Here is a 14,349-nt window from a genome sequence, read left to right on the forward strand (position 1 = left end):
GACCGGGGCCGACGCGAGGTCGGGGGCGGGACCGCGGTGGGGGCTCTCGCGTGTGCGCCGCCCGGCGAACCGGGACTTTTCGCCCCTGGCCCTCAGCGCCTCAAACGCCGGACGGGCTGAGGATTCAGCTCCGCCGGCGCATGAGGCGCTGGGCCCGGGGCGGAGCCCCGGTGTTTCTTGCCTGCGTGTGTGTCAGCCGATCGTGGCGCCGAAGGCCGCGAGCGCCTCCGGTACCGGCTGGAAGAACGTCTCGCCTCCCGAGGAGCAGTCGCCGCTGCCGCCCGAAGTCAGCCCGATCGCGGTGTCGCCCGCGAAGAGCGAGCCGCCGCTGTCGCCGGGCTCGGCACAGACCGTGGTCTGGATGAGGCCCTCGACGATGTCGCCGTTGCCGTAGTTGACCGTGGCGTCGAGTCCGGTGACCTCACCGTCGTGCACCTGGGTGGTCGAACCGCTGCGCTGCACCTTCATACCGACGGTCGCCTCACCCGCCTTGGTGATGGGCTGCGAGCTGCCGTTGTAGAGGTTGACCTCGCTCGGGTGCTCGGTGCTGCCGCTGTACTTGACGATCGAGAAGTCATTGCCGGGGAACTGCGAGTCGACCATGGTGCCGATCGGCGCGCCTCCCGCGGAATCGGACCACTCGCTGCCGGCCTTCCCGCAGTGACCGGCGGTGATGAAGTGCGGCTCGCCGTCCTTGACCACGTTGAAGCCGAGCGAACAGCGTCCGCCGCCCGAGTGGATGGCGTCGCCGCCCGCTATGAGCGGCTTGAACTCTCCGGCGGACTTCTTCAGTTCCGCCTTGCCACCGAGCCCCTTCACCACCTGGCTGAGCTTGGTCCACTGAGCGCCCTTGACCGTACGGTCGGCGGTGACGACCACCGTGTTGGTGACCGGGTTCACGGACCAGGAGGTACCGGGAATGGTCGCCTTGGTGGTGAGCGTCTGCCGGGCGGTCTTCAGCTCGGCGAGGGTGTTCTCCACGATTCTGGCCTTGCCGCCCGCCTTGCGGACGATCTCGGCCGCCGCGTCGTCGAGGACGTTCACGACGAGGGACTTCGCCTCGGCGTCGTAGTACGTACCGGCCGAGTCGGCGCCCAGGTCCTTGCTGAGGGTGGAAGCAAGGTTTCCGGCCGCCACCGCCGACAGCGGCTTGGCGGCGAACTGCTCAGTGTTGTCACTGGCGTTCGCACTCTGGAAAGTGACGCCTGCGGCTACCAGAGCGGCGATCGCGCCACCCGCCATCGCCGCTTTCCTTTTGGGCATGCGTCGGTGCTTCAACATCAACCTCCTGTGGGGGCCGCGCCCGGACAAGTGGGGTGCCCGGACACGGAGGATGGAGCGCCCACTATTCCGATACCGATCGGTAGCACACAAGGTCGACTTCAGGACGGGCACACGACAACGCGCTTGTGTTCACAGCACCTTCACGGAAAGCGTTCACACTGGTCGTTTCGTTTGCGAACACCGCGTGCAACGACACTATGGGCAGCGCGTAAGGACTAGTCCTGTCTTGTTTCCGCCTCTGCGGGACCGGTTTCCGAGGGCGGTTGCGCCACGGCGGGAGGCGTTGCCACCTGCGGCGGAGCGGCCCGCTCCAGGAAGCGCAGCAACTCCACCGGGAACGGCAGCACCAGGGTGGAGTTCTTCTCGGCCGCGACGGCCACCACCGTCTGCAGCAGTCGCAACTGCAGGGCGGCGGGCTGGTCCGACATCTCCTTGGCCGCCTCGGACAGCTTCTTGGAGGCCTGGAGCTCGGCGTCGGCGTTGATGACCCGTGCCCGGCGCTCCCGGTCCGCCTCGGCCTGGCGCGCCATCGAGCGCTTCATCGTCTCCGGCAGGGACACGTCCTTGATCTCGACCCGGTCGATCTGCACACCCCAGCCGATCGCCGGACTGTCGATCATCAACTCCAGCCCCTGATTAAGCTTTTCGCGGTTGGAGAGCAGATCGTCCAGATCGCTCTTGCCGATGATCGACCGCAGCGATGTCTGCGCCATCTGCGAGACCGCGAAACGGTAGTCCTCCACCTGAACGATGGCTTCGGAGGCGTCCACGACCTTGAAATAGATCACCGCGTCCACGCGCACCGTCACGTTGTCCCGCGTGATGCCGTCCTGCGCGGGCACCGGCATCGTCACGATCTGCATATTGACCTTACGCAGCCGGTCGACAAACGGGATAATAAGTGTGAAACCGGGGCCGCGCACTGAAGACTTGAGCCTTCCGAGCCGGAAGACCACGCCCCGCTCGTACTGCTTGACGACCCGGGCCGCCGCCATCACGTAGACGACCCCGACGGACACTGCCGTCGCGCCGGCCGTCACCAGTGCCTCTACCATCACGGCCCCCTGGGATGCGATGTGGACGCGCGTGCACGTACCTCTTCGACGGTAGACCCCAAATGACGTCAAAGGGAGTCCCGGTAAGACCCTCTGATGGGTAATCATCGAAGCGGTGGGGAATGCCAGGCTCACCATGCCTGCACATGGCACTTACGACGAAGGGGGCGCGGGAGTGCGACGTCGGATGCGCGTGACGGACGGGCGGCATCTGATGGTGGAACGGCTGGGGGATCCGCGCGGCAGACCGGTCTTCCTGCTGCACGGCACACCCGGCAGCCGGCTGGGCCCGGCACCACGCGGCATGGTGCTGTACCAGCGCGGTACGCAGCTGATCGCGTACGACCGCCCCGGCTACGGCGGTTCCGACCGGCTGGCGGGCCGCAGCGTCGCCGATGTGGCCCAGGACGTACGGGCGATAGCCGACGAGCTCGGTCTGGAGCGGTTCGCCGTGGTGGGCCGCTCCGGCGGTGCTCCGCACGCGCTGGCCTGCGCCGCCCTGATGCCCGAGCGGATCACCCGTACCGCCGCGCTGGTCACACTCGCACCCAGGGACGCTGACGGGCTCGACTGGTTCGAGGGCATGGCCGCCTCCAATGTCCTGGAGTACACCTCGGCATCGGTCGACCCGGCCGGGCTCATCAAGCGGTTCATCCTGCGCTCCGCCGAGATCAGGCAGGACCCCATCCGTCTCCTGAACGATCTGCGCAGGGAGCTGACCGACTCCGACCGGATGGTCGTCGCGGACGCGGGCGTAAGGTCCATGCTCCTTCGCAACTACCAGGAGGCGCTGCGCACTTCGGCATACGGCTGGATCGACGACGCGCTCGCCTTCTGCAGCCCCTGGGGCTTCGACCCCGCCGACATCAAGGGCCCGGTGATGCTCTGGCACGGGGAGAAGGACGTCTTCTCACCCGTGGGCCACTCCCGCTGGCTCGCGGAACGCATCCCGGGCGCGACGGCCGTCCTCGAACCGACCGCCGCGCACTTCGACGCCCTGCACGCACTCCCCCGGATCCTGACCTGGCTGCTGGACCACTGAATTCCAGCCCCGTGGGGGTGTCCCCCCGGACAGACTCCGGGGGGAGTTCGAGGAGCGGGATCCGGAGCGGAGCCCCGGGATCAGACCGCGAGCGGCTCCAGATCGCGGTGCACCCTGCGCTCGTCGCGTGCGATCCGGGTCAGCGCATGCTCCTCGCCCAGCAGCCGCTGCAGCTCGTCCACGGTCTCGGCCCGCAGATGCGCCGCCTCGGCCTTGCGGCCCAGCAGGCCGAGCGTGACTGACATGTTGGAGGCGATACCGAGCACCTCGGGATGGTGCGCGCCCAGCACCTCGCGCAGCCTGGTCACGGTCCGCTCCTCGATCTCTAGCGCCTCCTCCAGACCGCCGAGGTCGGCAAGGGCGTTCGCGAGGTTGATGGTGCTGTACAGCGCATGCGGATGGGATTCCCCGAGGACCTCCCGCATCGTCCTGGACACCTTCAGCAGCAGCTGTTCCGCGGCTTCCGGAGCGCCGCAGCCCCAGTGGAAGATGCCGAGGTTGTTGAGGGCGGCGAGGGTGTACGGATGCCGCTCCCCCGGCACCTTCATGTACTGGTCGACGACCTCCTGCGCCAGGTCCCGCGCCGCCACCGGCTCCCCGGCTGCGAACAGGTCGGCCGCCAGATTCAGATCGCAGGCGAGCGAGTCCGGGTTGGCCGAGGTGTACTTGGCGCGATAGCGGTTGCGGGTGGCCGTGGTCAGCCGCCGCGCGTCCTCGAGACGGCCGGCCCTGCGCAGCGACACGGCGAGACTCTTGGCCGCCGCCAGTGTGCCGGGGAAGGTCCGGCCGAGCTGCTCCTTGTAGATGTCGTACGTGCGGTTGAGCACCGCGACCGAGTCCTCGTACCGTCCGACCTCCCGCAGGTCCCTGGCGAGGCTGACGGCGGAGGAGAGGGTGTACGGATGCTCCGGGCCGAGCACCTCGGTACGCCGGTCGAAGACCTCCTGGTCGATCTCGCGCGCCCTGGCGTACTGGCCGACCATGCGCAGATTCAGAGCCAGGTTGTTGGCGGCCGCGAGCGTACGCGGATGGGACTCGTGGAAGATCTGGCTGAATCCCTCGTGCGCCTCGGTCGCCAGCTCCATCGCCCTGCCGTACTGGCCGAGGGTGCCCAGGTCCATCGCCAGGCCGCTGGTGGTCATGTACGTATGCGGATGGGAGTGGCCGAGCACCTCCTGCTGGCGCTCCAGGGTCACCTCGTCCAGCTCCTTGGCCTCCACATAACGGCCTTGCGAGCGAAGGATGTTCGACAGATGAAATCGCAGGTAGAGGTACTGCAGATCGTCGTTGCCGAGCATCTCCTTCCAGGTGTCGCGCAGTTCGCCCGCAAGCGCGTAGGCGGCGTTCCAGTCGCCGCGCTTCCACAGATAGCGCACTCGGTCGATCATCAGCCTGCGGGTCTCCGGCTCCTTGCAGAACCTCGCCTCCGAGGTGCCGAGGTGCGGCCAGATGGTGGCGAACCTCGGCCAGGTCTCGGGGTTGTCGATCGGCTCGTCGTCGTCGGGCCGCGCGCCGGCGAGGACCCGATGGACCGCGTGCCGGGCGTCCTGCTGCTCCTGCTCGGTCAGCTGGGCCCTGATGACCGCCTGCACCAGCCGGTGCACCTGGATGCTGTTGGAGACCTGGTCGACCTTGGCCAGGGCGAACCGGCCGATCTCCCGGATGACCCGGCCGAGCACCAGCTTCTCCTGGAGCGAGGAGTCGTACGGCTTGAGCGCGTCGATCATCTCCTTGCTGTAGAGGAGGTTCGCGGAGATCGGCTCGGGGGCGAAGAAGGCACAGAGCTGGAGGAGGCGCACGGCGGCGGGCGAGCGCTCCTTGAGCCGCTCGATGGAGACGTTCCAGGTCGCGGCGACCGGCTCGGGATATCCGGCGGGCTGGTTGAGCGCGAGGACGCTCGCGGCCTGTTCCTTCAGCTGCTCGAGATACGAGGCGACGGGTGTGGCGGTCTCCGCGATCCATGCCGCGGCCTGTTCGACGGCGAGCGGCAGGTCGCCGACGGCGGTGGCGACCTGGTCGGCGTCCTCGATGGTCAGTCCGCGGGCGCGCCGCCTCAAGTGCTCGATGGACTCCTCACGCAGGAACACATCGACGGGCAGCGCGTCCCCGTACTGCGACCAGGCCTGATTCCTCGAGGTGACCAGGATGTGCCCGGGCCCCTGCGGCGGGAAGAACCGCTTGAGCTGCTCGGGGTCGTCGGCGTTGTCGAAGACCAGCAGCCAGCGCGAGGACGGCACTCCGCGCCGCAGCAGGTCGATGGCCTCCTCCGAGGCTGCCGCCATGTCCTCGCCACCCTGGGCGCCGAGCCGGACGGCGAGTTCGGCGAGTCCGGCGACCACGTCGTCGGGCTGCTCGGAGGAGATCCACCACACCAGGTCGTAGTCGGCCATGAAGCGGTGGACGTACTCCAGCGCCACCTGGGTCTTGCCGACGCCGCCGAGCCCGTAGAGGGTCTGCGGCTGGGGCAGCACCGCGGCCACGGCCATGCCGCCGCCGAGCTGGTCGCGCATCCGCTCCAGCACCACCGAGCGTCCGGTGAAGCCGGGGTTGCGGGGCGGCGCGTTCCAGATCTTCGGCACGGTGCCGGGGAAGCGGGGTCCGGGCGACGCGCTGTCGGGGAGCTGCACCGGCCGGTCCAGTGCGCGCAGCAGCGCGGTGGCGGCGGCCACCTCGTCGAGGCGGAAGAGATCCACCGGGTTGCGGTCGATGTACGGGGTGGTGAGCCGGACGTCGCCGACTCTGATCGGCAGCAGATGCCGTCGGCCGCCGCTCGGGTCCTCGGCCGCGGCCCGCGACCAGACCTCCACCGCACGGGCGGACTTGAGATACGCGCTGGACAGCAGTACGACCGTGCGGGCGGCGTTCTCGGCGGCGAGCGCGTCCGCCCCGACCGGTTCCCGTTCGACGGAGACATCGCGTGGCACGACCCGGAAGCCGGCCCGGGTGAGCATGTACTCGACCCAGTCGGCCCACATGCGGTTCTCGGCCACATAGCTGAGGAAGAGGTCGGCGGGCAGGGCGGGACGGCGGCGGGTGAAGGCGTCCCTGATCCGGAGCCTGATCTCCTCGCCGACCTGCGGCATGGAGGTGATCCGCTGTTCGGTGATGACGGAGGTGAGCCGTTCGAAGGCGGAGAGCAGGGAGTTGGTCAGACCGGCTTCGTCGCCGAAGGTGGCGAGCGTCTCCTCGTAGGCGTAGTAGGGCCGGTACGGAATCTCCACCGCGCCCCAGTAGGCGGTCAGTTCCTCGCCGCTGAGCCCGGAGGGGAAGCGGTCGAACTTCAGCCTGGCCAGCGCACGTCCGGCGTCCGCCTTCTCCTTCTCGCCCTCGTCGATCCGCATCGGCACCGGGAAGATCTTGATGCCGCGGCCGCCGTACCGCTCGTCGATCTGCCGGGCCACCGCGGCGGCACCGTCGATGGACTGGTCGCTGAGGGTGAAGCAGTCGACCAGGACGTCGGGCAGATGGACGGTGCAGATGTCGGCGATATCGCTGAGGCCGGTGCGGCTGTCGATGAGGACGTAGTCGTAGTTGGCCTTCATGTCCTCGCGCAGCGCGTCGAAGAAGTGGCCGCCGCCGAGCCGGTCGTAGAAGTTGTCCCAGTCGAAGGTGGAGACGGTCGCGGAGTACTCGCGGTTCTGCTTGCCGGCGGAGACGAAGTCGAGCGTGCCGCCCTCCGGGAACTCCCAGCCCAGGCTCTCCGGGGTGAGGGAGACGGCGTGCGGCTGGATGCGCGCGTAGTCGAGGTGCCAGTCGTCGCGGCGCGGCTCGGGGCTGGTCGCGGCCCAGGCGTACTCGGTGATCAGGTCGATGACGCCGGTGGTGGCGCCGAGCGTGGAGGGATCCAGGAAGGGGTGGAAGAAGCGGTGCAGGCCGGGCGCTTCCAGGTCCCAGTCGACCGCCAGGACCCGCTTGCCGTTCGCGGCGAGAATCCAGGCCGTGTTGGCCAGGGCCATCGTGCGGCCCGTACCTCCCTTGTACGAATAGAAGGTGACGATGCGTCCGTCACGCCTGCCTGTCATCCGTGTCCTCCGCATCAGGGGCGATGTCATGCATGTGCGGGACGTAGTGGGTGGTGCCGTACTCGGCCATCGGGCCGCGCAGCCGGGGCCGTTCGCGCGGGCCGGCGCCGGCCGGCGGCGCCGGCGGGTAGACCTCGGCGTGCCTCAGATACTCCTGGGCGGCCGACTCCACCACCTGGGGCAGGAGCTGGCCGAAGGCCTCCATGCTGAGGACGCCCTTGGCGGCGGCCCGGCAGGCGGTCCGGCCCTGGCGCATCTGGTGCGGCATGGTCCGTTCCAGCTTCTCGACCAGTTCGGCTTCCGATGTCCGGCTCTGCGGGTCGTCGCGGTTCCAGGGGACGACGACGCTCACCCAGGGGCGCGGCTCCGCGTCGTAGGCGGCGAGCCGTTCACGGCGCTCCTCGTCCTCCAGGGCCCAGCGGTCGACGAGAAGGATCTCCGGCCGGGTGGGCGGCTGGCTGATGTCGGGCGGCGTCTCGTGGTCGAAGGAGGAGACGGTCGCCTGGTAGTTGAGGGAGCGGACCAGGTCCTGGGCGACGTACGCCAACGGCCGTGCGGAGTCCGGGTGGTAGGGATTCCAGTCCTGGGACTGCTTGCCGTAGTAGTCGGGGGCGCGTCCGTCGGGCAGCTCGTGGCGGGTGGGCGCGGCAACGGTCACATGCATCGGGCGGGGGCCGCCGGTGGGCTTGCCGAAGGCGCTGGGCGCCTGCCGGTAGTCGACCGGGCTGCCGGAACCGACGCGCGTAGTGTCCGCCACGCTGACGATGCGTTTGGCGAGTTCATAGACGGCGGCCTCGTACTCCTCGGCGAATATCCGGAGCTTGATCAGCCCGTACAGCCCGTCGGTGACATACCGGTCGCCGAAGGCACGGTGGTTGAACTGCAACCGCTCGGCGGGGCCCGGGAGTTGCTCCGGCGGCATCGGAACCCACAGCGCGGGCACTATCGCCTCCGCCGGCCTGTTGCTCTTCGCATGGTGGTAGATGGCCCGCTGGGCGAAGGCGTACCACTCCTTGCCGCACATCTCGCTGGCGAAGTACCGCGGTGAGAAGAGCGGGACGAACACCCGGCAGGTGGCCAGTACTTCGCCCAGCCGCTCCGACCAGCCCTCCCCCGAGCGGATCTCCCGGTCCATGAAGCCGGCAGGCGCACCGGCAGGCAGATCGGTCATGGCCATCACATGGCCGCACAGATCGCGGAAAAGCCGCTCGACCCACATATCGGGGTCCGGCCCACCGGCCCCGTACCGCGGTGTGTGCGCATAGCTCAAGAAGAAGTACGGCCGGTGATCCGCCGCTCGTTGCGCTGAATCTGACACACGACCCCCGTCCTGCGTGAACGCCCACACCCAGACCCACAAGCGCGTAAGGCTGCGAGCGAATTAATCATTCCGGAGCCGGTCACACTCCATCCCCCCGAGGTTCGGTCAATCAACACCGTTTTTCGGTCATCCAGCTCTCCGCACGGCCCACCGCTTCCTTGATCGAGAACAACCTTGCGGACCTTCCTCCCGGTTGTCCCTTCTGCTCCCTTTCCGGAAGAAGGCGGCCTTGCGCTCGGCCCATTGATTGTCCCCACGCGGTCGCTGCACCACACAACGGTAGGTGCGCGGGTATGCTCCGGTCCGCTATTCGGCGAGATGGAATGCGATGCGGCGACGAAATCCACCCGCTCCTCGGCGCTCCGCGCGGACTCGGCCAACCGGCCCATCCGCCGCCGCGGATCCGGCGGCGCCGACGGCTTGCAGGTCCGCCCGGAAGGCCGCCGCCTGCCCGGGTGTCATCCCGGTGCCAAGAGGGACGGCCGGCCGGCGTGTCCGCCCGGGCTCAGTGGGACTCCGACTCCTTCCAGAGCTCCTCCAGCAGGCGCCGGCCGCTGACGGTCAGTTCGGCCGCGCGCCCCAGGGTCTCCAGCGCGGGCCTGGCCTGCTCGGCCGCGGCCGGTTCGAAGGCCGCGAGGCCCACGCGCTCGTACACCCCGGCCAGCAGCTCGGAAAGCGGCATCGGTGCCGCCCGCCAGGGCGCCCGGTGGGTCCACCAGCCGTCCTGTGCGTAGAGATCGGTGACCTCGGCCAGCGCGTGCAGTTTGGCCCGCCTGAAACCACGCAGCAGCGCGGTTGCCAGCTCTTCGGGCGTGCCGGGCAGCGCGATCCCGAGCGCTCCGAAGCCGTGCCGGCCCACCGAAACCTCACCCGGCACCAGCGGTGTCAGAGTGGTCAGACAGTCGGCGGCCTCCATGGCCTGTGCGGGTACGGTCTGCCGCAGCAGCTGCCAGGCCTCGGCCAGCCGCCCGCTCCAGCCGTCCACCTCACGGGAGCCGAGCCGTTCCCGCACGGGTGCGCCGAAGCAGTCCCGGTACGGGTCGAGGTCGTCGAGCCGCAGAGCGGGCACCCCGTCGCCGCCGAGGGTGCGCACGGGCCGCCAGCCGCCGCTTTCCTCATCGGCGCGTACGTACCGCGGCTCGCGGCCGTCCACGTGCACCAGGAACCCCTTCTCGGCCGCGCGCACCTCGGCCTCGCCGTACTCGCCGGGCTCCGTCAGCCGCAGCTCGCCGAGTGTGGGGAGCCAGAGCCTGCCGTTCCGGTACGGCGCCCGGACGGGTACCTCGAGCCCGGCTCGTACGACCGCGGCGGCGAGGTACGACTGCAGCCGGAGCGCGAGCCCGGCCGCCTCGGGCCGCTCCTCGCGCAGGGCGGCCAGACAGTCCTGCAGCCAGGTGTAGGTGTAGGGATGGCCGAGTACCACGTCGAGCGCGTCGGAGCGCCCCTCGAGGACCGACGCCAACTCCCAGGCCTCGTCCCAGACCTCGCCCCCCTGTCCGGCGAGCTCCAGGTGGACGTCGGCGAGCAGGGTGCGGGTCACGTCCTGGTGCTCGGCCATGAGTACGCCGGGGTCGGTGATCGCGGCGGACACGGTCGCCGCAGCGGTGCGCCGCTCGATACCGCGGATCAGCGCCTCGAGGTCGGTGCAGTACACGGAGGTGTTGTCGAAGTCGTTCCGGGAGCTGTAGCGGTGGGTGTAGAGCCCACCGCCGCAGGAGCGTACGACCGGGCACCGGCGGCAGGTCTCGCTCACTCCGGCGAGTCCCTGCTGGCGTGCTCTGACTCCGGGGTGCGCCGCAACCTCGTCGAAGGGGTGGGCGTACACATCGAATCCGGTGGCCGCGGCGCCTTCGTAGGCGCTCTTGAGGGAGTCGACCTGCTCCAGGGTGCCGTCGGTCTCGACGACGACGAGGTCGGTGGGCGCGAGGCCGAGGGATTCGGTGAGGCTGGGGCCGCCGTCGAGGGTGGAGAGCACCGACGCGAAGAGCCGTACCGGAACGCCGCGGCCCTGCTGGTCCCAGCGGTCGAAGACGGTCAGGATCCAGTCGGCGTAGGCGGTGGCCGAGCCGTCCGGCCGGGGCGGCGGGTCGTCCCAGGTGGCATGCGGCAGCAGAAAGTCGATACCGGGAGGTTCCAGCTCGGTGAGTGCGTCGTACACCGCCATCGGATCGTTGGCCACGTCAATGGTGCACAGGAGACCGAGATAGAGGTGGCGGTATCGCTCCTGGCGGAGCAGATCGACGGCTCTGAGGACCAGGGGATGGCTGGTGCGGCCGTCCGCGAAGCGGCGATGACGGTCGTTCGCGCTCCGGTCGCCGTCGAGGGAGATCCCGACCTTGACGTCGTACTCGCTGAAGAGGTCGAGATAGCGGGGGCTGAGCTGGAGACCGTTCGTATGGATACGAAGATCGAGTCCGGCGACCCCGTCGAGGGCCTTGGTGAGCTCCTCGCAGATGTGTCGCAGCCGTGCGGGCCCTGCCAGAAGAGGCTCCCCTCCGTGCAGGATCACTGACACGGAGGGCAGGGCATGACTCTTGGCATGCTCGGCCAGTCGCAGAGCTGTCCAGGAAATCGCTTCGTCAGAGATTGCCTTCGGGCGAGTGCGCCAGCTCTGATCAGCGTGTTCGTAGATATAACAGTGGTCACATGCAAGATCACATCTGCTGTGGACCTTCAATACGATCTCGCGGAAAGGGACCAGGGGTCCAGTCATTCCGCCAGTCTAGAGCGCCGAGTTGAACGTGGACGCACGCCGAATACCGTCGGCCGGGGTGGGGAGCACCCGGGCAAGCTTCCTGGCGGCAGCGGCACCATGGAGATCGATCTGTGCCAACGGGACGCGATTCCTCTTCGCAGCGGCGAAGGACGCGGAGGTCTGAAACTTCATGAGGGGCCGTCCTTGATGTTGTGTCCAGCGTTGTGTCCAGCACAAATACCACGCACCGTTGCGGTGCCGGCGGCACGACTTTACTCTCATGGCCACTCGCAGCAACTCAGCACATGGAGACGGAACAAAAGAGTTGCGGCGCATTCTCGCAGGACAGTACGGAACAAGCCATTCCGCCTAAAGAGTGAAGACAAAACTGCAGACGGGAGTGCGCATGACCGAGTTTTCCGGCCCACTGCACAGCATGGTCTTCCGTAACACTGATCTGCCGGTTCTCTTCCATCGCACCGACAGCGTCGCGATCTCACATCAGCGCGAGGCAGTCGGCTCCACCCGCTCCCAGCTGCTGCTTTTAGTCCTGGGTGCGGCCCTGGCCACCCTTCCGTCCTCGCTGAAGCTCGGCGACAGCTTCCAACTCCCGGGCGCACTGGGCACGTTGGCCTATGCGGGGGTGCTCGCGCTGGGCTACCGCACCTCCCGGCGCAGAGCAAAGTCGCACTGGCAACTCAATCGCTCCGCGGCGGAGTTCATCAAGTCGATGTGCTGGCGGTACGCCGTCCATGGAGCGCCCTTCGACTCCCACGCCACCGATGCGGACGAGCTGTTCACCATGCGCCTGGAGGACGGACTGCGGGAGCTGACCAAAGTCGGCTGGCAGGACCCGCGCGACGGCGATGGCGAGGTGGCCGCCGGGGATCTGATCACCACACCCATGCGGCGGCTGCGCGCGAAGACCTTCAGCATTCGCAAGGAGACCTATGTCAGGGACCGGCTGATCGAGCAGCGCAACTGGTACCACCGCAGTACGGAGAACTCCCGCCGCGCCACCGCGCTCTGGTCCGCGTCGATCGGGCTGCTCACTCTGCTGGCACTCTTCTTCGCGCTGCTGCGGACCTTCTCGCTCGCCGAATCCGTGGATGTGATGGGTCTGTTGTCGGCGGCGGCCGCCGCCTGTCTGGCCTGGAGCGAGATCCGGCGCCATCAACCCCTCATCGCGGCACACTCGTTGGTCGAGGAGGACCTGGCGGCGATGCATACGGCGATGGAGACCTCGGTCACCGATGTGGAATGGCCTTCGGCGGTCTACGAGACCGAGCGCATCGTCTCGCCGCAGCACACCGACTGGCTCGTCCGGCACCGGAGTTGAGGAACGGTCAGCAACGCTCCACGCCCTCGCGCCAGATGACCGTCACGGGCTTGCCGAGGTCGCGGGCGTAGCGGACGATGTCGCCCGTGCCGCCGAGTCCGCGGGCCGGGCGGCCGTCCCAGACCGCGAGCAGACGGTCGCAGTTGTCGGCGATATAGGCGCCGGCCGCGTAGTAGGCCTGGTCGGTGGAGTGCGGGAAGGACAGCTGGACCTCCCGGGTCGCCCTGCCCCTGAGATGCTTGTATCTGGCGAGCTCGTCAGGGGCCGTGAAGCCCGCTTCGTAGTCGCCGCTGGGAATGACCACGGTCAGCTCCGCGCCACAGTCAAGAGCGATGTCGGCGAAGAGCTGGTCGGCGCCCGCCGCGAGGCTGGAGAGGGCTTCCATCGACCCCTCGTGGCCGCAGAACTCGGCGCGCATCCCGGCGCGGATATGGGCGTGCGCCTCGGGCGGGATGCCTCTGTGGCCGGTCACTCCAATGCGTTTCACTGATCCGCAACCCCCGTTACTCCGGTGCCCGACCGCTCTGACATCCTCTCAAAAGGGAGAGCGACGTCGAGCCCCCGTCCGCTGATATTGGACGGGGGCTCGACTGCTGTCGGCTGGGAGGTGGTGGTGCGTCAGTAGACGCTGACTCCATAGGCGCTCAGCGCCTCGGTGACCGGCTGGAAGAACGTCGTACCGCCGGAGCTGCAGTTGCCGCTGCCTCCGGAGGTCAGGCCGATCGCCAGGCTGCCGGAGTAGAGCGAGCCGCCACTGTCGCCCGGTTCGGCGCAGACATTGGTGCGGATCATGCCGTAGACGATGTCACCGCCGCCGTAGTTGACCGTGGCGTTGAGGCCGGTGACGCTGCCGCAGTGGGTGCCCGTGGTGGAGCCGCGGCGACAGACGGACATGCCGACGGTGGCGTTGGCCGCGCCGGTGATGTCCTGGCCGCCGACGGTGCCCGGGTGGGCGAGCGAGGTGTTGGAGTACCGCACGATGCCGTAGTCGTTGCCCGGGAAGCTGGACCCGGCCGTGGGGCCGATGCTCGTGGTGCGCGAGGAGTTGGTGTACCAGGGCGGGTTGCCGTCGGTGCAGTGACCTGCGGTCAGGAAGTAGTAGGTGCTGCCGCTGCGGACGTTGAAGCCGAGCGAGCAGCGCCAGCTGGTGGCGTAGATGGCGTCGCCGCCGGAGATGAGCTTGGAGAACTTGCCGGCGGTGCGCTCGATGCGTATCGCACCTGCGTTGGCCCCGGCTTCCCGCTTTATCCTGGCCACTTCGGCCTGGGAGACGGTGCTGTCGGCCGTGACGACCAGGGTGTTGGTTGCCTTGTCGATGAGCCAGGCGGTGCCTGCCACATCCGCGTCGAGTACGGCGTCGCTCGCGGCGGTGAGCTGGTTGGCGCTGAAGGTCTGTGCCTGGTTGGCGCTGGCGGCGGGGACGGCCAGCGCTGCGGCGGCGATCAGGCCAGTGGTGACGGCGAGCAGACGCATGCGTCTCGCCGTGCCACTGCGGGGGGTAGTGCGCTTGATCCTCACTTGTCGTTCCTCCCGGGGGGAATCGGGGGCCCTCAGTGGGGGGTTCCGGGCCCGTGAGGCGCAGCCAGGGAGC

10 protein-coding genes are annotated in these 14,349 nt (G+C 68.6%); 2 read left to right on the top strand and 8 right to left on the bottom strand.

Annotated elements, in window-relative coordinates:
• Nucleotides 1-192: 192 nt before the first annotated feature.
• Complete coding sequence (locus OG966_RS09065) at nucleotides 193-1,278, bottom strand: S1 family peptidase (protein WP_326655136.1); 1,086 nt, start codon at nucleotides 1,276-1,278, stop codon at nucleotides 193-195.
• A 221-nt stretch (nucleotides 1,279-1,499) separates the two neighbouring features.
• On the bottom strand, nucleotides 1,500-2,339 hold the full coding sequence (locus OG966_RS09070; protein ID WP_326648940.1) for a slipin family protein: 840 nt from the start codon (nucleotides 2,337-2,339) through the stop codon (nucleotides 1,500-1,502).
• Between the two features lie 187 nt (nucleotides 2,340-2,526).
• Between OG966_RS09070 and OG966_RS09075 the strand changes: the two genes are divergently transcribed.
• On the top strand, nucleotides 2,527-3,381 hold the full coding sequence (locus OG966_RS09075) for an alpha/beta fold hydrolase (RefSeq protein ID WP_326648941.1): 855 nt from the start codon (nucleotides 2,527-2,529) through the stop codon (nucleotides 3,379-3,381).
• Between the two features lie 80 nt (nucleotides 3,382-3,461).
• Here OG966_RS09075 and fxsT read toward each other — a convergent pair whose 3' ends face one another.
• The 4 genes from fxsT to fxsA form a co-directional block, all read right to left on the bottom strand.
• Nucleotides 3,462-7,403, bottom strand: coding sequence for an FxSxx-COOH system tetratricopeptide repeat protein (gene fxsT / locus OG966_RS09080; RefSeq protein WP_326648942.1), 3,942 nt, complete (start codon nucleotides 7,401-7,403; stop codon nucleotides 3,462-3,464).
• A complete protein-coding gene (locus tag OG966_RS09085; RefSeq protein WP_326648943.1) occupies nucleotides 7,387-8,721 on the bottom strand; it encodes a TIR-like protein FxsC in 1,335 nt (444 codons plus the stop codon). Before OG966_RS09085 ends, fxsT begins: the two co-directional genes overlap by 17 nt.
• Nucleotides 8,722-9,229: 508 nt before the next feature.
• On the bottom strand, nucleotides 9,230-11,437 hold the full coding sequence (gene fxsBH, locus OG966_RS09090) for a radical SAM/SPASM protein FxsBH, inactivated beta-hydroxylase extension form (RefSeq protein ID WP_326648944.1): 2,208 nt from the start codon (nucleotides 11,435-11,437) through the stop codon (nucleotides 9,230-9,232).
• 9 nt (nucleotides 11,438-11,446) lie between these two features.
• On the bottom strand, nucleotides 11,447-11,611 hold the full coding sequence (gene fxsA / locus OG966_RS09095; RefSeq protein WP_326648945.1) for an FxSxx-COOH cyclophane-containing RiPP peptide: 165 nt from the start codon (nucleotides 11,609-11,611) through the stop codon (nucleotides 11,447-11,449).
• 244 nt (nucleotides 11,612-11,855) lie between these two features.
• On the opposite strand from fxsA, the gene OG966_RS09100 reads away from it, so the two are divergent.
• Entirely contained in the window at nucleotides 11,856-12,758 is a 903-nt protein-coding gene (locus tag OG966_RS09100) for a DUF4231 domain-containing protein (protein ID WP_326655137.1), read from the top strand.
• A gap of 7 nt (nucleotides 12,759-12,765) precedes the next feature.
• On the opposite strand, the gene OG966_RS09105 is transcribed toward OG966_RS09100, so the two are convergent.
• Together OG966_RS09105 and OG966_RS09110 are read right to left on the bottom strand one after the other, a co-directional pair.
• Nucleotides 12,766-13,245, bottom strand: coding sequence for a hypothetical protein (locus tag OG966_RS09105; RefSeq protein ID WP_326648946.1), 480 nt, complete (start codon nucleotides 13,243-13,245; stop codon nucleotides 12,766-12,768).
• Between the two features lie 131 nt (nucleotides 13,246-13,376).
• The gene (locus OG966_RS09110) at nucleotides 13,377-14,276 is read right to left on the bottom strand and encodes a S1 family peptidase (RefSeq protein ID WP_326648947.1); all 900 of its coding nucleotides are present in this window, start codon (nucleotides 14,274-14,276) and stop codon (nucleotides 13,377-13,379) included.
• Nucleotides 14,277-14,349: the final 73 nt, after the last annotated feature.

The organism is Streptomyces sp. NBC_01750, from assembly GCF_035918095.1.
Lineage (GTDB): Bacteria > Actinomycetota > Actinomycetes > Streptomycetales > Streptomycetaceae > Streptomyces.